Below are 18,476 nucleotides of genomic sequence, written 5' to 3'. Positions count from 1 at the left end.
CCGCTGAATTCCGCAAGTATTTACCTTTATAGTATACTTGTCTGAAAGCCGCTCCTAGTATATGCCCACTCTTCCCTGTTTGATTTAAGGTATAATAGTCACCATCCATAATGAGCGAAACTTGGACGGCACATGGACATGAGGCTGCGGTATATATGGATGGGCCGGCTTTGTGGAAGGAACATCGTATCAGAAAAACAACAAATTCGATATCCGCAATACGACAGCCTTGACATATGAGGCTATTCCGGGGCAGTTGATTCTTAAAGGTGACTTTACTTACTATTATAACCATTCGGACCGTACACGTGTAGAAAACATGTACGACTTCTATACAGGTCCCGGAATCAAGAAGTCAAGACAGACATATTCTTCTTTGGAGTTGTGGAATTATGTGAATAAGTATATTGCTAGCAATGCTACGGTGAACTATATCCCTAAGTTCAACAATGAAGATCATCGTTTGAACCTATTGGCAGGTATCAACATCGAAGAGAAAATCACGAGAAACTTCCTCAGCTACCGTAGAGGTCTGTTGTATGCAGATAAGCCAAGTTTCGCTCTTATGGATGGTGACTATTATACCTTAAATCAAACAGGGGAAGAGTGGGCATATGTAGGAGCGCTTTTCAGAGCAAACTATAACTATAAAGGTAAATACTTGGCGGAATTCAGCGGCCGTTACGACGGTTCGTCGAAATTCCCATCCAATCAGCAATGGGGATTCTTCCCTTCGGCATCTTTAGCATGGCGTGCTTCCGAAGAAAGTTTCTTAAAAGACAATGCGTCATGGCTAACAGATTTGAAATTTAGAGCTTCCATCGGAAGTTTGGGTAACGGTAATGTGAATCCGTTCCTATTCTTGCCGACTATGAATATCTCTCGCTCCTCATTTATCATAGGAGAGGGCTTGTTACCTTACACATACATGCCTGCCAACATCCCTGAGTCTCTGACTTGGGAAAGAGCCACAACATATGATATAGGCGTAGACCTTTCGGTTCTTCGCAACAGACTATCCTTGGTATTTGACTACTATCACCGTTATACAACGGATATGTTTACGGTAGGTCCTGAAGTTCCTGCGGTTTTCGGTGCTACCGTTCCTAAAGGAAACAATGCGGACCTGAAGACAAAAGGATGGGAAGTTTCGGTAGAATGGAAGGATCAATTCATGATTGCAGGTAAGCCATTCAATTACGGTATCAAAGGTATGTTATGGGACAGCAGAAGCTGGGTAACAAAATACAATAACCCTAATAAGCTGTTGTCAACATATTACGAAGGTATGGAAATCGGTGAAATCTGGGGGTATTCGATAGAAGGTTTATTTAAAGATCAGGCAGATATCGACAATCACCTAAATGATTTGGGAATGCCTATCGACCAATCTCGTATCTTGGTGTCTAGCAGTAATATTATCAAACCTGGGGATTTAAAATTCAGAGATCTGGATAATTCAGGAAGAATCGATAACGGCAACAATACGGTGGACAACCCTGGAGACCGCAAAATTATTGGTAATAGCTCTATTCGCATGCAGTATGGCTTTAACCTTAATGCTTCATGGAATGGTTTCGGCCTAAGTGCCTTCTTCCAAGGAGTGGGTAAGCGCAACTGGTACCCAGCAAAAGAATCTGCTTATTTCTGGGGTCAATACAATAGACCGTATAGTTATTATCTGAAAGATCATGTAGGTGACAATGTGTGGTCCGAAGAAAATCAGAACGAAAATGCGTACTGGCCACGATACAGAGGCTATCTAGCTTTGAACTCTAACCGAGCAATGACATTGACCAATGATAGATATCTTCAGAATGTAGCTTATCTGAGATTGAAAAATATTCAGATTGATTACAGATTGAAACAGTCTTTTGCGCAACGCTTCGGACTTCAAAACTGTAAGATCTTCGTGTCGGGAGAGAACGTATTTACATGGTCTCCACTGTATAAAGTTACCAAGAACTTCGATCCCGAAGTTATTGAACCAGGAGATACGGACTTCCGCTCTACTTCCGGTACAGATGGAGATGGCTACGGTTATCCAATGTTGAGAAGTTTCTCTGTAGGTCTTAATCTAACATTCTAAGCGATTATCATTATGAAAAAGAGATTATATATATATGGTGCTTTAGCCGTGCTCCTTTCAACCACTTCATGCGAAAAGTTCTTGACAAGAGAGCCGGAAAATGAAATTGGCTCGATCAATTTCCTTACCAAAGAAAGTGACTTGGCTCTCTACGCTAATGGCTTTATCCAGCGACATATGCCGGACGAAGAGACCTTAGCCTGGGGAGATCAATATAGCGACATTACGGCGACACGAGCATCGACAGCGTTCTTGATTGGTGACACATGGAATGCGGACCAGCAAGGTGGTTGGTCCGGAGGGTCCAGTGGTACATGGTCTAAGCTGCGTAACGTGAACTATTTCCTTCAGAACTTGCCTAAAGCAAAAGGTAATGTTTCGGACGAAGTGTACAGACATTATGAAGGCGTAGGTCGTTTCTGGCGTGCGTACTTCTACTTCGATATGGTTAAGACCTTTGGAGATGTGCCATGGTACGACCAAGCTTTGGAGGTGGACGACTACACTCAGCTTTATAAAGGAAGAGACAGCCGCGAATTTGTGATGGAAAAGGTGTTGGAAGACCTAAACTATGCGGCAGAAAATTGCTCGGCAGATGCCAAGTATGTGAAGACTTCCACTATGATTCACAAGTGGGTGGCTTTGGCCTTTAAAGCACGTGTGTGTCTGTTTGAAGGTACTTACCGAAAATACCATACGGAGTTGGGCTTACAAAGTTCGGCGGCTACATTCTTGCGCGAAGCTGTGAAAGCAGCTGAAGAGCTTATGACTTCTGGACCCTATTCGCTAGTTAATAATGCTTCTAATGTAGCTACTCAATATCGTTCGTTATTCAACTCCGAAAACCTTAACGAGCAAGAGGTAATTCTGGGTGTCCGTTTCATGAAGGATGTACGTATGCACTCCATCACTTGGAAATTGTTCTCCGCTTCTTATGGTAACAATTGGTCGCTATCCCAAGATTTTGTGAACCACTACTTGAAGTTGGATGGCTCTAGATTTACGGATGATCCTAACTATGCTACAAAGACATATCAGGACAACTTTGTGAATAGAGATTACCGTCTGAAACAGACCGTGGTGGCTCCGGATTACGAAAGAAAAATTAGCGGTAATCTGAAAAAAGATGCGCCAAACTTTGCGTTGACATCTACAGGTTATCAATTGATAAAATGGGCCATCGATGATGATATCCACGTGGGTATTGCCAACTCCTACAATTCGGTTCCTATGTTCAGATATGCTGAGGTGTTGTTGAATTACGCTGAGGCCAAAGCCGAATTGGGAGAGATGGGCGTGACAGAATGGAATAGAAGTATTCGTCTATTGCGTGAACGTGCCGGCGTGAACGGTGCAGCCCCTTCAACATATGATCCATATCTCGCTAGTTATTATATGAGCCAAACTACGGATATGTGGATTTTGGAAGTGCGCCGTGAGCGAACAGTAGAGTTGGTACATGAGAACCTACGCTATGATGACTTGATGCGCTGGAAGTTAGGACCGCTTTTAGCAAAACCATGGAAAGGAATTTATTTTGAACAAAAGAATACGCCTTACGACTTGAACGGCGACGGAGTGATGGATGTGGCTGTGGTAGACGTAGAACCACCAGCAAGCTCTAAAGTGCCGGGAGTTGTGTATGTAGTGTTAGGAACAGGATTCCGTTTGACAGATGGCAACAGCGGAAACTTGGAGTTCGGGATGCACCAAAATAGATATTGGCACGACAAGAAATACTTAAGACCGGTGCCAAGTACAGCAATCCAAGTAAATCCAAACTTATTGCCACAAAATCAAGGATGGGATTAAGATAAATTCTTAGTGGTATTTCGTTAAAAGTAAAGAATTATGAAAGCATTGAATATAGTTGGAACATTTATCATTTTGTTGCTCTGTGTAGCATCGTGTTCCAAAGAATCTGTGGAGCATTTTCTCCGCAGGGATACAGATAAATTGAGCTTTGGCTATAAGTCTTCCAAGCAGACCTTTACCTTGCGTTCCAGTCAGGCATGGACCATTGACCTTAACGGCAATGATTGGATAAGCGTTGATACGTTGAAAGGAGGAGCTACGGGAGAAAGGGTGCTTAATGTGGGGGTTACTGTGTCGCGCAATCTGGGTGCACAACGGGAAGGTATCATCACCTTAAAATCGGGAGACAAAACCGCTGAAATTACTGTGACTCAACAGGAGGGAACAGTAATTTTCGGGACACCATATTTTACACAACCGCTGTTACCTGGTACACCTTTAGAGGAAGCATATATCGTGATTCCTTATAGCAAAGGCGGATTAGAGGGATTGGTAACGGTGCAATCCCAAATAAGTGGACCTGGTGCAGCGGGTATTCAGGTGCCAAATACGCAAGTAGACATGTCTAACGATGCAGGAGAAGTTCGTATCCCTGTGACGGGAACTCCTACGCAGGTGGGGGTGGTGAACATTGGCATTACCTTGCTGGGACAGACTGTATCCGTCAATTCCGAAGTAAAACCTCAGGGAAATACAGATCCTGTAGGTACGGTATATTTATCTCAAGATTTCAACCTGCTGGTGTTAGGAGGTGATCACTTCAACAAAGCTGCAGGATTGCAGCTTCAAGGAGATTGGGCAACTCTTGATGGAAAGCGCGTTCTTCCTGAAAATCCGGTGTTCGCTATTTCCGGCACAGGAAATACCGATGGATCTAATGATTATTTTGCTACTATGCATCCTTCTTACGTGGCCATGCGTGGTCTTGCCGGCTGGACGGGCTCTAGAGTGTACGAGCGCCCAGGATTGGTGAAAATCAACACGGCATCTAGTACGGATGGATATCTAGCAACACCTAAGCTTTCCGCTATCCAAGGATGGGCTGATATCAAAGTGAAGTTTAAGGCTGCCAGATGGAGTGAAAACGCTACCAACGATAAAGATGCTACCGTGGCTGTTTTTGTCCGCAATGCAGGCACTTCAGCACAGCATGGTGTACATTTCGGGCTTACACCAAATCTTACCGAATTTGAAGTTATCGTAGAAGGAGCGACAAGTGAAACAGTGATAGAATTCAGAGGAAGAAATGCAGCAAACAGCCGTTTCTTCTTGGATGATATTCATATCTCAAAAGTGATTAAATAAAACCACAATATTGTATCATAGGCTATATTATAATCTGTATGGTTAGCCTAATAGTTTAGGTGGCTCATCGCTGGGAAGTGATGAGCTCCTAAATTAGAAAGAGAAGAATCAAATGGGGAAAAAAATTTTTGTTTAGTAGTTATTCAAAAGTAGTTTGAAAAAAAGAAAGGAAACCTTAGGGTTTCCTTTTATTTTTTAATAAAAACTCTATATTTGTTTACAAACTGATATAAACTAAATTATGGAACATTTACAGGGGGAAAACTTACCGGTAGACTATATTCCAATTTTGATTCAGATGCTTGTCGCTGCCGGTTTCGGTGTGACCACCATTGTTGCTACACACCTCTTAGGACCTAAAGTCCGTACCGAAAATAAACTTACGGCTTTTGAATCGGGAATCAAGGTAATCGGTAACGCCAGACAGCCCTTTTCTATCAAATATTTCCTTGTGGCAATCTTATTTGTCATCTTCGATGTGGAGGTAATCTTCATGTATCCGTGGGCTGTTAACTTCAGAGAAATGGGTATGGAAGGTCTTATAGAGATGTTTATCTTTATGGGACTGCTGTTGTTAGGCTTTGTGTATGTGATTAAGAAAAAAGCACTTAACTGGGATTAGAATCATTCTAAATAATATTCCTTTATTCAATTTAAGGAATAAAAACACTAAATTGAACCATTATAAACCGAGGAAAGATAAACTTTTATTATGAGTAAGGTCACCTTAGCGGAGGCACCTCCCGGCGTGGCGGGTGCAGGTTTTTTTGCCACTACTTTAGATAAAGCGATAGGATTAGCACGTGCCAATTCATTATGGCCATTGCCTTTTGCGACGTCATGTTGCGGTATTGAGTTTATGGCTACCATGGGGGCAACATATGATTTGGCAAGATTTGGTGCAGAACGTCCAAGTTTCTCTCCTCGTCAGGCAGATATGTTGTTGGTTATGGGTACCATAGCCAAAAAGATGGCTCCTGTCCTTAAGCAGGTGTACACCCAGATGGCGGAGCCTCGATGGGTAATAGCAGTAGGGGCTTGTGCATCCAGTGGAGGAATTTTTGATACTTATTCTGTATTACAAGGGATAGACGAAATCATTCCGGTAGATGTGTATGTCCCGGGATGTCCACCGCGTCCCGAAGCCATATTGGATGGCGTACTCAAATTGCAGGAAATCGTGAAAAACGAATCCTTGAACAGACGTAATACGCCGGAGTACAAAGCCTTATTGGAAAAATACGGAATAGAGACTAACAATGGATAAACTAACTAATCAATATATCATAGAAAGACTGAATGGGAAATTTGGGGAGGATGTAGAAATATTGGGTGAGCCACACGGCCTACTAACCATTTCTACATCCAAAACCCGAATTATAGAGCTTTTGGATTATCTCAAAAACGACGAAAACCTTCGCTTCAACTATCTGACGGATATTACAGGGGTACACTATCCTGAGCAGGAAAAATCTTTTGCAGTGGTATATCATCTGCATAATCTTTTTCAGAATTTCCGAATCCGTATCAAAGTGTTTTTGGAAAAAGAAAATCCGTCCATTCCTACGGCGACTACCTTATGGAAGGGCGCCAACTGGATGGAGCGCGAAACGTATGATTTCTTTGGAATAGTGTTCGACGGGCATCCCGATCTACGTAGGATTTTGAATATGGAAGATTTGGATGTTTTCCCTATGCGCAAAGAATATCCATTGGAAGATCCGAACAGAGTCGATAAGAAAGATTTTTATTTTGGCCGATAACTTCTATTTACATGAGCAAACCGATAACCAAAATAACACCTAACAAACCACTTCTTGATGATAATGACCCTCAAGAAGAATTGATAACCCTCAATATAGGACCTACCCACCCTGCTACGCATGGCGTATTTCAGAATGTGGTGCAAATAGATGGGGAACGTATTGTAAGCGGTGTCTCCACTATCGGTTATATCCATCGGGCGTTCGAGAAGATCGCTGAGCGTCGTCCGTTCTATCAGATTACGCCGTTGACAGACCGTTTGAATTACTGCTCGGCTCCTATAAACAACATGGGCTGGCATATGACGGTAGAGAAGCTGTTGGATATTGAAATTCCTAAGCGGGTGCAGTATATGCGTGTCATTGTCATGGAGCTCGCGCGTATAGCCGACCACATCATCTGTAACGGTATTTTGGGGGTAGACACGGGGGCTTTCTCCGGCTTCCTGTATGTGATGCAGGAGAGAGAATTTATCTATGAGATTTTCGAAGAAATCTGTGGGGCACGCTTGACGACAAATATTGGTCGTATAGGTGGTTTTGAAAGGGATTTCAACGAGGTTGCTTTCCGAAAGATAGAACATTTTTTGGAGCGATTCCCTCCGGTGTTAAAAGAGTTTGAGGAGCTTTTTGTCCGTAATAGAATATTTATCGAGCGTACGTCCGGTGTTGCGGCGGTAACGGCTGAGCAGGCTTTAGATTATAGCTGGTCAGGGCCTATACTGCGTGCTACGGGCGTAGACTACGACGTGCGTGCTGTAGCGCCATACAGCTCCTATGAAGAGTTTGACTTCGAGATTCCTGTAGGAACGCAGGGCGACGTATATGACCGTTTCATGGTGCGCAACGCAGAAATGTGGCAGTCGTTGAGCATTATCCGTCAAGCCTTGGAGAAGATTAAGAAAGAACCTAAGGGCGTGTTTCATGCTGATGTTCCAGAGTTTTACCTTCCTCCGAAGGAGCAGGTGTATAACAATATGGAGGCCCTGATCTATCATTTCAAGATTGTAATGGGTGAATGGGAAACCCCAAAATCCGAAGTGTATCATTCTGTGGAAGGTGCCAACGGAGAATTGGGATTCTATCTGATTCATGATGGTGGGCGTACACCTTACCGATTACATTTCAGAAGGCCTTCCTTTATCAACTATCAGATGTTTGCTCCTATGAGTGCAGGCATGCTGATATCGGATGCGATAATTAATATGAGTAGTTTAAATATTATAGCAGGAGAATTAGATGCTTAGTGTACAAGAAAACCTTCCCGTAGAATTTTCTGAAGAGCTCTTAGCCAAGTTTGCCGAGGTGGTGAGCCGCTATCCTGCAGGTAGACAGAAGTCTGCTTTGATACCTATTCTTCATTTGGTGCAGGCCGAATACGGCTGGTTAAGTACCGATGCCATGGATAAGGTGGCTGCGTATCTACAGATTAGACCTATTGAGGTATATGAAGTGGCAACTTTCTATACGATGTTTTTCCTTAAGCCGCAGGGGCGCTATGTCTTGGAAGTATGCCGCACCGGACCTTGCTGTTTGGTGGGGGCCGAGAAAATTATGAAGCATATTGAAAAACGGTTAGGAGTGAAAGAAGGAGAGGTGACGGAAGATGGATTGTTCTCTTGGCGTGGCGTAGAATGTCTCGCTGCTTGTGGCTACGGGCCGGTATTACAGATAGGTCCGGAGTATACCTATTATGAAAAATTAACTGAAGAAAGTGTAGATCAGCTGATCGAAACACTTCGTAATAAAGCTAAGGAGGCATAATCATTATGGGACGAAAATTATTGTTAGAGCATATAAACGTACCTGGTATCAACACTTTTGAGGTCTATCGCCAGAAGGGTGGATACCGTGCCGTCGAGAAAGCTTTAAAGACGATGTCTCCTGATGACGTGGTAGAGGAAGTGAAAAAATCGGGGTTACGCGGGCGTGGAGGTGCCGGTTTCCCTACGGGGATGAAATGGAGTTTCTTAGCAAAGCCTGAAGGGGTGCCTCGCTATCTGGTATGTAATGGTGATGAATCCGAACCAGGCACTTTCAAGGATAGATTTTTGATGACACATATCCCCCATGCGCTGATCGAAGAGATGATAGTTTCCAGCTATGCGTTGGGTGCAAATACGTCTTATATCTATGTGAGGGGAGAGATGATGCCTCAGATACGTATTCTGGAGAAAGCTATAGGGGAAGCTAAGGCCGCCGGTTTTTTAGGTAAAAATATTTTGGGTACAGGATATGACCTTGAAATATATGTGCAGCCGGGAGGCGGGGCATACATCTGTGGCGAAGAGACGGCTTTATTGGAATCGTTGGAAGGTAAGCGAGGAAATCCTCGTATCAAACCTCCATTTCCTGCCGTTGCAGGGCTATATGGATGTCCTACCGTGGTGAACAATGTTGAATCTATCGCAGCGACTGTTCCTATCGTGAACGAAGGAGGGGAAGAATATGCTAAGATAGGGATTGATCGAAGCACAGGAACAAAGCTTATTTCTGCATCAGGCAATATCAACAAGCCGGGAGTTTACGAGATAGAGCTAGGCATATCGGTGGAAGAGTTTATTTATTCAGACGAATACTGTGGTGGTATAGCCAATGGCAAACGCCTCAAAGCATTGGTGGCGGGAGGATCTTCGGTACCTATTTTGCCGGCCAATCTGGTAACGAAAACCGCAGCAGGAAACCAACGTCTTATGACTTACGAGTCTTTGTCGGAAGGAGGTTTTCAGACTGGAACCATGTTGGGTTCGGGGGGATTCATCGTCTTTGACGAAGACCAATGTATAGTACGTAATACTTGGAATTTTGCGCGTTTCTACCATCACGAAAGCTGTGGGCAATGCTCTCCGTGCCGTGAGGGAACAGGATGGATGGAGAAGATCCTTCATAAGATAGAACATGGTAATGGCACGATGGAAGATATTGACCTCTTGTGGGATGTACAGCGTAAGATAGAAGGTAATACCATATGTCCGTTGGGTGATGCGGCAGCATGGCCTGTTGCAGCGGCAATAAGACATTTCAGAGACGAGTTTGAATGGCATGTGTTGCACCCGGAAGAGTCGCAACAACGAAATTATGGATTGGCACATTATGCAGATCCATTGGAGCCAGTAGTTCAATAGACATATAGAAGCAGTAACAATGGCAGATGAAGTAGTAAAATTCAAGGTCACTATAGATGGAATTCCGGTAGAGGTAGAGCCGGGTACTACGATTTTGAATGCGGCACGCAAAATAGGAGGAGATATTGTTCCTCCGGCGATGTGTTATTATTCGAAATTGGAGGGCTCAGGAGGAAAATGCCGTACCTGTTTGGTGAAAGTTACCAAAGGTTCGGATAAAGATCCTCGACCTATGCCGAAGTTGGTAGCCTCCTGCCGTACCACGGTGATGGATGGCATGGAAGTGCAAAATATAACTTCTCCGGAAGTTGTGGAAGCGCGCAAGGGGGTAGTGGAAATCCTGTTGATAAACCATCCTTTGGACTGTCCTATCTGTGACCAGGCGGGAGAATGTAAGCTTCAGGATTTAGGGTACGAGCATGGAGCTCAAAATACAAGGTATGAGTTTGAGCGCCGTACGTTTGACCCTATAAGTTTGGGTGACAAGATTCAGCTGCACATGAATAGATGCATCTTATGTTATCGATGTGTGTATGTGGCCAATCAGCTGACTGGAGAGCGTGAACACGGCGTACTATACCGTGGTGACCATTCTGAAATTTCGACCTATATAGAAAAAGCTTTGGACAAAGACTTCATCGGCAATGTCATCGATGTGTGTCCTGTAGGTGCGTTGACCGACAAAACGTTCCGCTTCAAGAACAGGGTGTGGTTTACCAAGCCTGTGAATGCACATCGCGACTGTCCTACATGTAGCGGAAAGGTAACCTTGTGGTATAAGGGCGAAGAGGTGTTGCGTGTTACTGCCCGTAAGGATGAGTACGGAGAGGTAGAAGATTTCATCTGTGACACTTGCCGTTTTGAGAAGAAAAATACTTCGGATTGGGTGTTGGAGGCACCGACACAAGTAGATAAAGAGTCTGTAATCGGTGCAAATCATTATTTACAGTTCAATCCACCTTCAGTTATCAAAGAAAATAAGAAGTTACAAGCTGCGAATGCCGAGCAATTGCAAAGGACAGAACCTTTAAAATAATATTCGATGGAAGTTGCTTTTATTTTGGAGAAACTCATATTAGTCGTAATTGTCTTCGTTATAACCTTGGTTATAGCGATGTACTCGACCTTAGCCGAGCGTAAGGTAGCTGGTTTTATGCAGGACCGATATGGTCCTAACCGTGCCGGTATCGGAGGAATCCTGCAACCCCTCTGTGACGGGGGAAAGTTTTTCTTCAAGGAGGAAATCATTCCTGCGGGAGCACATAAGGTGTTGTTCGTATTAGGACCGGTTCTGGCGATTGTTACAGCCTGTATCAGTTCTGCCATTATACCTTGGGGACAAAGTCTGAACATCAATGGTCGGGAGATATCTTTGCAGGTTGCCGATGTGAATATTGGTGTGCTGTATATTTTTGGTGTAATAGCATTAGGGGTGTATGGCATCATGCTAGGGGGATGGGCTTCCAACAATAAATTTTCGTTACTGGGAGCCATACGTGCTGCCTCTCAAAGTATCTCATATGAGATAGCTATGGGGTTGGCCTTGATTTCCTTACTGATGGTGACAGGAACGTTGCAACTTGGTGACATAGTAAGGCAGCAGTCCGGTTTTGTAAACTGGAACATATGGGTACAGCCGTTAGGCTTCCTGATTTTTATGACATGTGCTTTTGCGGAATGTAATAGGGTGCCTTTTGACTTGCCGGAGTGTGAGACGGAGCTTGTCGGAGGGTATCATACCGAATATTCTTCGATGAAGTTGGGCTTGTATATGTTCTCCGAATATATCAACATGTTTGTGTCATCGGCATTGATGGCTTCCTTATATTTCGGAGGATACAACTTCCCATTTATGGATCAGCTAGACTTGTCACAGAACTGGATAACGATTATCGGGGTTATTGTTTTCTTCCTGAAGATTTTCGGCTTTATATTTTTCTTCATGTGGGTACGTTGGACCTTACCGCGTTTCCGTTATGATCAGCTGATGCATTTGGGATGGAAAATATTAATTCCACTAGCGATTACCAATATCGTGTTGACCGGAGTGATAACATTAATCAAGGACAGTTACTTACAATAGGTGGGGATATGCAATCATTAACCAATAGAAAAAAAGTCATCGAGCAGAAGCCAATGAATATATGGGAACGTATGTATTTGCCGGCTATTGCTAAGGGACTTTCTATTACGCTAAGACATTTTTTCAAGAAGAATAACACTATACAATATCCTGAAGAGGTAAGGCCGTATTCGAAGAATTTCAGGGGACGACATTCTTTGAAGCGTGACGAGCAGGGCAGAGAGCGATGCACGGCCTGCGGTTTGTGTGCTTTGTCCTGTCCGGCAGAGGCCATTACTATGGTTGCTGCCGAGCGTAAGAAGGGTGAAGAGCATCTTTACAGAGAAGAGAAATATGCTGCGGTATATGAAATCAATATGTTGCGCTGTATTTTCTGCGGTCTTTGTGAGGAGGCCTGTCCTAAGGAAGCCATCTATCTGGATGGACCGCATGTGACAGCGGAATATGTGCGAAAAGATTTCATCTATGGCAAGGATAAATTGTTAGAACCAAGATTTGATATCACAAAACTTAACGAAAAGGAATAATGGGTGTATTTTATTTTGTAGCCTTTCTGTCCATATTCTTTGCGTTGATGACCATCTTCACAAAGAATCCGGTGCATAGTGTACTTTATCTTGTCATTACCTTTTTTACGTTTACCGTGCATTATATCCTGCTGAATGCGCAGTTTTTGGCGGTGGTAAATTTTATAGTGTATATGGGGGCCATCATGGTGTTGTTCTTGTTCGTCCTCATGCTACTGAACCTGAACAAAGATACGGAGCCGATGAAATCTGTGCTGGTGAAGGTCATGGGAGCAATAGCAGGGATGTGTCTTTTGGCCACTTTCTTAGGAGCTTTCCGCGCATTGGACAGCCAGTCGGAGCTGGTGACCGGACATACAGAGGTGGGATTGGTGAAAAACCTCGGTAAGGTTTTGTTCAATGAGTTTTTGTTGCCGTTTGAGCTGTCCTCGATTTTGCTGTTGACAGCGATGGTAGGAGCGATATTATTAGCCAAAAAAGAAACTAAAGAAGCATAATGGATACTATTGTTCAACATATACAGGGAGTACCTTTAAATCATTATTTGATTTTCTGTAGTGTCATCTTTGCTATCGGCGTGATAGGAGTGTTGATACGTCGTAATGTGATTATCATTATGATGTCTATTGAGCTTATGCTCAACGCCGTGAATCTGTTACTGGCAGCGTTCTCTGCTTATTGGGGGGATGCGAATGGGCAGGTGTTTGTGTTTTTTATCATGGCTTTGGCAGCCGCAGAAGTGGCGGTGGGTTTGTCCATAGTGATTATGGTGTACAGAAATACCAAATCGGTAGATATAGAATCCTTGAATAAATTGCGTTGGTAAAATCAGTTTAAGCCTAAATTATATGATGGAATTGATCTGGCTCATCCCTTTAATACCTTTATTTGGATTTATTATTAATGGTCTTGGGCAACAAACTTTTTCGAAATCAGTTATAGGATGGATAGGATGCGGAACGGTGTTATCATCGTTCGTGCTTAGTTTGATACTATTCTTTCAGGTTCAGCAACAAAGAGCTTTGGGTGAGGAGGCCTCCTCGGTCTATCATCTTTTTGATTGGATTACGGTGGGAAGTTTGAACTTAGGTTTTTCCTTTTTGGTGGATCCACTGAGTGCCCTAATGTTGTTGATAATTACGGGAATAGGCTTTTTGATTCATCTGTACTCGTGCGGATATATGGCTTCGGACGAGTCTTTTGGCCGTTTTTTTAGCTATTTGAATTTGTTTATCTTCTTCATGTTGTTGTTGGTGATGGGGTCGAATTATCTTATCATGTTCATAGGTTGGGAAGGAGTGGGTTTATGTTCTTATTTGCTTATCGGCTTCTGGTATAAGAATACATCTTATGCAAATGCGGCGAAGAAAGCCTTTGTGATGAACCGTATTGGCGATTTGGGCTTTCTGATAGCAATGTTTGTCTTGATAGCCGTTTTTGGTACTTTAGAATATAAGGAAGTGTTTGCAAAGGCATCGCAATTTCCAATGGGTGATGCTACTTTGTTACTGATAACATTACTGTTATTTGTTGCAGCTACAGGAAAGTCGGCACAGATTCCTTTGTTTACGTGGCTGCCGGATGCTATGGCCGGACCTACGCCGGTGTCGGCTTTGATTCACGCGGCGACGATGGTGACCGCGGGAATCTATATGATTATCCGTTCGAATATTTTATTTACGCTTTCTCCTTTGACATTACAGATTATTGCAGCCATAGGAGTGGCAACGGCATTGATTGCTGCTTTCATTGCTATGACGCAGAATGACATTAAGAAGGTCTTGGCTTATTCTACCGTTTCACAGCTAGGCTATATGTTTTTAGGCTTAGGGGTAGGAGCCTTTACGGCAGCCTTTTTCCATGTGCTCACCCATGCCTTCTTCAAAGCTTTGCTCTTTTTGGGGGCCGGCTCGGTCATTCATGCTATGCATCACGAGCAGGATATGCGTAAGATGGGGGGATTGAAAAAATATTTGCCTATCACTTTCATGACGATGCTTATTGGTACGGTTGCCATAGCAGGAATTCCGCCGCTGTCGGGTTTTTTCTCCAAAGATGAGATTCTAGCTTTTGCTTTTGCCCAAAGCCCTTTATTATGGGGTTTAGGCTTTGTAGGAGCACTGTTTACGGCATTCTATATGTTCCGCATGCTGTATATCACTTTTTATGGTGATTTCAGAGGCACCACAGAGCAGGAGCAACATCTGCATGAATCTCCAATGGTGATGACTCTTCCTTTAATTGTATTGGCGGTGTTGTCGCTCATCGGTGGAATCATCAATTTGCCTTCAGTCCTAGGAGGTGGGCAGTGGTTGGCCAATTTCTTGAGCCCTATTTATGAGTATTCTGTGTCTCGTGCATCGGAAGTGCATTTAGAGCATTCTACCGAGTATATACTGATGGCGGCGTCGGCGATAGCAGCAATAATTATGGCTATCCTAGCATATCAAAAATATGTGAAGAAGCAGGATCTGCCTCAGGAAGATGGAGCTCAACAAGGGAGTCTACATAAGTTGTCGTACCACAAACTTTATATTGATGAGATCTATGATGCGCTTGTTGTGAAGCCGTTGAACGGGTTGTCCAAAGTGTTATATAAGGCAATAGACAAGGGGCTCATAGATGCGATAGTTAATGGTGTTGGTGACATCATCCATGCTTCCGGCCGGGGTATCCGCCAGCTGCAGAGTGGTTATGTCGGCTTTTATATCATTATGATGGTGTTGGGTGTTGCAGCGATAGTACTGTATGGCATTTTGAATATGTAAGAGATTTGAAATAGAAGATAATCAATGAATAACCTTTTTTTATTGCTATTACTGCCTGTTGTAGGCGCCATAGTGTTGGCGTTTACCAAGTCGTCTTCTGTGGCGAGATGGATTGCGCTTGTCTTTTCTTTAATTCAAATCGTCTTGACCGTTCCTCTTGTCTGTTCTTTTGTGCCGGATGCCGGCATTCAGTTTGAGCAGTCTTTGGAATGGATTAAGGAGTTGAATATACGTTTTCATATAGGTGTGGATGGCATCAGCCTGCCTTTGATTCTACTGACCAACGGTCTTATGCCGCTTATTGTGCTGTCCACTTTCCGAAATGATTACAAACATAGTTTTTATGCTTTGGCGAGCTTCATGCAGTCGGGCCTATTGATGGTGTTTGCTGCTTTAGATGCCTTTACTTTTTATGTGGGCTGGGAAATTGCATTGATTCCTATTTACTTTATTTGTGCATTGTGGGGAGAGGGAGACCGTATACGGGTGAATCTCAAATTTTTTGTTTATACGTTTTTCGGCAGCTTGTTGATGCTGATAGCTATTATCTATCTTTCGCAGCAGACGCCTAGCAAAGATTTTGAGTGGACTTCGTTTATGGCCCTTGAACTGAGTGAATACGCACAACGAGCACTGTTTTGGGCGTTTTTTATCGCTTTCGCTATTAAGATTCCTATTTTCCCATTCCATACATGGCAGCCTGATACATATACATATGCCCCTACGCCGGGAACCATGTTGTTGGCAGGCATTATGCTTAAGATGGGGACTTACGCGTTGATCCGTTGGTTGATTCCTGTTATTCCTTTCGGCACACAGGTGTATGCTCCTATAGCGTTGGTATTATGTATTATAGGCATTGTATATGCTTCTATTATTGCTTTCAAGCAATATGAATCCAAGACATTGGTAGCCTATTCGTCCATTGCACACGTAGGGTTGATAAGTGCCGGCATTTTTGCGTGGAATCAGGAAGGTCTTCAAGGAGCTTTATTGCAGATGATAAACCATGGTATCACTGTAGTGGGGTTGTTTTATGTATTAGACATAATAAAGTCTCGCACGGGAACGAACAACCTAAATGATTTGGGAGGTTTGGCTGCCGCCATGCCGAAGACGGCAACCTTGTTTGCTATTATCCTGTTAGCTGCGGTGGGGTTACCATTGACCAATGGATTTGTGGGAGAGTTTCTACTGTTGAAGTCCTTATACTCACTTCATCTATGGTATGTTGTTTTTGCAGGGCTAACATTGATTTTTGGAGCCGTGTACATGTTGCGTCTATTTCAGAAAACCATGTTAGGCCCCGTGAATCCGAGCTATGCTGCTGTAAAAGATGTCAGTGGGGTAGAACTATTGGTTTTAGTCATCATATCGATATTAATCTTAGTTATAGGTATTAAGCCGTAATATATTGCTTCATTTGTCTGAGGCATCGGTAACACAATTGTTGAATTCAGTAAACTAATAAGTTGAAATTGCGAGATATATGGGAGCGATAATAACACTTTCTTTATTAGGGATATTGCTACTTTATTTGGGGCTGTCCAATGCTAAATCTTTGCTCTTGCCAGTTTCTTTGGTGGGGCTGGCTGTAGGCTTTGGGCTTCGAAATCTATGCTTGGAATGGTGAGGCGGCACCTCTATATCACGGCATGGTGTTGTTCGATAATTTCGCTCTTGCCTTTTCGGCATTGTGTATTGTTGTTACAGCCCTAGTACTGCTCCTATCTAAGGAATATTTTAGGGCTATAAGCTCCAATGTGGCGGAATATTATGCGCTGATATTGTTTTCGTTGACAGGAGCTTTGATGGTTTGTTCCTATCATAATATGGCTATGCTCTTCATTGGTATTGAGGTGATGAGCGTGGCGCTATACATCCTTGCCGGAATACGGAAGACTGACTTCAGTTCGAATGAAGCAGCATTGAAATATTTTTTGATGGGGGCATTTTCTACAGGCTTTTTACTTTTCGGCATAACCTTACTTTATGGAGCTACAGGCTCTTTCGATATCGAAGGAATAAAGAATTATGTCGTTGACAACCCATCATCTGTGTCGCCATTGTTTTATGCGGGGGTGTTGCTCCTTTTAGTAGGCTTGCTGTTTAAGGTGGGGGCGGCGACCTTTTCACTTCTGGACGCCGGATGTATATGATGGCTCTCCGATTTTGATTACCGCTTATATGAGTACTGTGGTGAAGGTCGCGTCTTTCGCCGGATTCATCCGTCTGTTTGCCAATGTGTTTGCTCCGCTTCAAGACTTTTGGGTCCCAGTATTGTTGACTGTGATTGTGATTACGTTGTTTGTAGGCAATATTACAGCGTTGATGCAGAGCAGCTTTAAACGTATGCTGGCCTATTCGAGTATTTCCCATGCGGGCTACATGCTATTTGCTATCATTGCCCTAGGGACAAATGCTTCTTCAAGTATTCTGACCTATGGACTTGCCTATTCATTATCCACTATTGCGGCTTTTGCAGGCTTGATTCTTGTGAAGAAGATGCAAGGCTCTGATCAGTTTATGGCTTTTGATGGCCTAGGGAAGACCAATCCTCTGTTGGCGCTGGTGATAACCATTGCTATGCTGTCATTGGCGGGGATACCATTTACGGCGGGCTTTGTGGGCAAGTTTATGCTGTTCAAAAATGTGATGCAGGATTATCATATCATTCTGTTGGTGTTGGCGGTAATCAATGCTGCTATAGGGGTATATTATTACCTACGAGTGGTTGTACACATGTATTTTCATGCTCCTGCCGATGGACAGAAAGACCTTGCCGTGTCTATGAATTTTAATATTGTACTTATCATTGCCGTACTGCTTACTGTTTTGGTCGGTGTTTATCCGGATTGCATCATAGCATTACTTTAATTAGATAACATAAAATTTTCCTATCAAGCTCTTCTATATAGGAGATGTCTTTTTTTTGATGGTTTATAGTTTTGAACTTGAATGGTCACAAATTTAGTAATAATTTCATTAAATAACGTAGTTT

Annotated in this window: 18 protein-coding genes; all 18 read left to right on the top strand. The window is 43.2% G+C overall.

Going from position 1 to position 18,476, the window contains the following annotated elements:
- Positions 1 to 172 precede the first annotated feature (172 nt).
- The 18 genes from SD31_RS03485 (at position 173) to SD31_RS20590 (ending at position 18,352) form a co-directional block, all read left to right on the top strand.
- Positions 173 to 2,089: a SusC/RagA family TonB-linked outer membrane protein gene (locus tag SD31_RS03485; RefSeq protein ID WP_052258606.1), complete on the top strand. Its 1,917-nt coding sequence runs from the start codon at positions 173 to 175 to the stop codon at positions 2,087 to 2,089.
- A gap of 12 nt (positions 2,090 to 2,101) precedes the next feature.
- Positions 2,102 to 3,901: a RagB/SusD family nutrient uptake outer membrane protein gene (locus tag SD31_RS03480; protein ID WP_039053129.1), complete on the top strand. Its 1,800-nt coding sequence runs from the start codon at positions 2,102 to 2,104 to the stop codon at positions 3,899 to 3,901.
- A 39-nt stretch (positions 3,902 to 3,940) separates the two neighbouring features.
- Complete coding sequence (locus SD31_RS03475; protein ID WP_039053128.1) at positions 3,941 to 5,209, top strand: BACON domain-containing protein; 1,269 nt, start codon at positions 3,941 to 3,943, stop codon at positions 5,207 to 5,209.
- A gap of 241 nt (positions 5,210 to 5,450) precedes the next feature.
- On the top strand, positions 5,451 to 5,831 hold the full coding sequence (locus SD31_RS03470) for an NADH-quinone oxidoreductase subunit A (RefSeq protein ID WP_039053127.1): 381 nt from the start codon (positions 5,451 to 5,453) through the stop codon (positions 5,829 to 5,831).
- Between the two features lie 90 nt (positions 5,832 to 5,921).
- Positions 5,922 to 6,476: an NADH-quinone oxidoreductase subunit B gene (locus tag SD31_RS03465; protein WP_039053126.1), complete on the top strand. Its 555-nt coding sequence runs from the start codon at positions 5,922 to 5,924 to the stop codon at positions 6,474 to 6,476.
- Entirely contained in the window at positions 6,469 to 6,972 is a 504-nt protein-coding gene (locus tag SD31_RS03460; RefSeq protein WP_039053125.1) for an NADH-quinone oxidoreductase subunit C, read from the top strand. The genes SD31_RS03465 and SD31_RS03460 overlap by 8 nt, the downstream gene beginning before the upstream one ends.
- 11 nt (positions 6,973 to 6,983) lie before the next feature.
- The gene (locus SD31_RS03455; protein ID WP_039053124.1) at positions 6,984 to 8,219 is read left to right on the top strand and encodes an NADH-quinone oxidoreductase subunit D; all 1,236 of its coding nucleotides are present in this window, start codon (positions 6,984 to 6,986) and stop codon (positions 8,217 to 8,219) included.
- Positions 8,212 to 8,736, top strand: coding sequence for a complex I 24 kDa subunit family protein (gene nuoE / locus SD31_RS03450; protein ID WP_039053123.1), 525 nt, complete (start codon positions 8,212 to 8,214; stop codon positions 8,734 to 8,736). The genes SD31_RS03455 and nuoE overlap by 8 nt, the downstream gene beginning before the upstream one ends.
- A 5-nt stretch (positions 8,737 to 8,741) precedes the next feature.
- A complete protein-coding gene (nuoF, locus tag SD31_RS03445; protein ID WP_039053122.1) occupies positions 8,742 to 10,097 on the top strand; it encodes an NADH-quinone oxidoreductase subunit NuoF in 1,356 nt (451 codons plus the stop codon).
- A gap of 19 nt (positions 10,098 to 10,116) precedes the next feature.
- Positions 10,117 to 11,133 (top strand): 2Fe-2S iron-sulfur cluster-binding protein, encoded by a 1,017-nt coding sequence (locus tag SD31_RS03440; protein WP_039053121.1) that lies wholly within the window; start codon positions 10,117 to 10,119, stop codon positions 11,131 to 11,133.
- A gap of 6 nt (positions 11,134 to 11,139) precedes the next feature.
- Positions 11,140 to 12,180 (top strand): NADH-quinone oxidoreductase subunit NuoH, encoded by a 1,041-nt coding sequence (gene nuoH, locus SD31_RS03435; RefSeq protein ID WP_039053120.1) that lies wholly within the window; start codon positions 11,140 to 11,142, stop codon positions 12,178 to 12,180.
- 8 nt (positions 12,181 to 12,188) lie between these two features.
- Positions 12,189 to 12,707, top strand: a complete 519-nt coding sequence (locus tag SD31_RS03430; protein WP_039053119.1) for a NuoI/complex I 23 kDa subunit family protein — start codon at positions 12,189 to 12,191, stop codon at positions 12,705 to 12,707.
- Positions 12,707 to 13,204, top strand: a complete 498-nt coding sequence (locus tag SD31_RS03425; protein WP_039053118.1) for an NADH-quinone oxidoreductase subunit J — start codon at positions 12,707 to 12,709, stop codon at positions 13,202 to 13,204. The genes SD31_RS03430 and SD31_RS03425 overlap by 1 nt, the downstream gene beginning before the upstream one ends.
- Positions 13,204 to 13,533 (top strand): NADH-quinone oxidoreductase subunit NuoK, encoded by a 330-nt coding sequence (gene nuoK / locus SD31_RS03420; RefSeq protein WP_039053117.1) that lies wholly within the window; start codon positions 13,204 to 13,206, stop codon positions 13,531 to 13,533. Before SD31_RS03425 ends, nuoK begins: the two co-directional genes overlap by 1 nt.
- A gap of 22 nt (positions 13,534 to 13,555) precedes the next feature.
- A complete protein-coding gene (nuoL, locus tag SD31_RS03415; protein WP_039053116.1) occupies positions 13,556 to 15,475 on the top strand; it encodes an NADH-quinone oxidoreductase subunit L in 1,920 nt (639 codons plus the stop codon).
- 24 nt (positions 15,476 to 15,499) lie between these two features.
- The gene (locus tag SD31_RS03410; protein ID WP_316929746.1) at positions 15,500 to 16,885 is read left to right on the top strand and encodes an NADH-quinone oxidoreductase subunit M; all 1,386 of its coding nucleotides are present in this window, start codon (positions 15,500 to 15,502) and stop codon (positions 16,883 to 16,885) included.
- A 191-nt stretch (positions 16,886 to 17,076) separates the two neighbouring features.
- Complete coding sequence (locus SD31_RS20595; RefSeq protein WP_316929745.1) at positions 17,077 to 17,634, top strand: proton-conducting transporter membrane subunit; 558 nt, start codon at positions 17,077 to 17,079, stop codon at positions 17,632 to 17,634.
- A gap of 37 nt (positions 17,635 to 17,671) precedes the next feature.
- Positions 17,672 to 18,352: an NADH-quinone oxidoreductase subunit N gene (locus SD31_RS20590; protein WP_410528229.1), complete on the top strand. Its 681-nt coding sequence runs from the start codon at positions 17,672 to 17,674 to the stop codon at positions 18,350 to 18,352.
- Positions 18,353 to 18,476 lie beyond the last annotated feature (124 nt).

The organism is Sphingobacterium sp. T2 (assembly GCF_000814685.1).
Lineage (GTDB): Bacteria > Bacteroidota > Bacteroidia > Sphingobacteriales > Sphingobacteriaceae > Sphingobacterium > Sphingobacterium thermophilum.
Note: the sequence above shows the minus strand (reverse complement) of the source record. Positions and strands in the feature narration are given on the sequence as shown.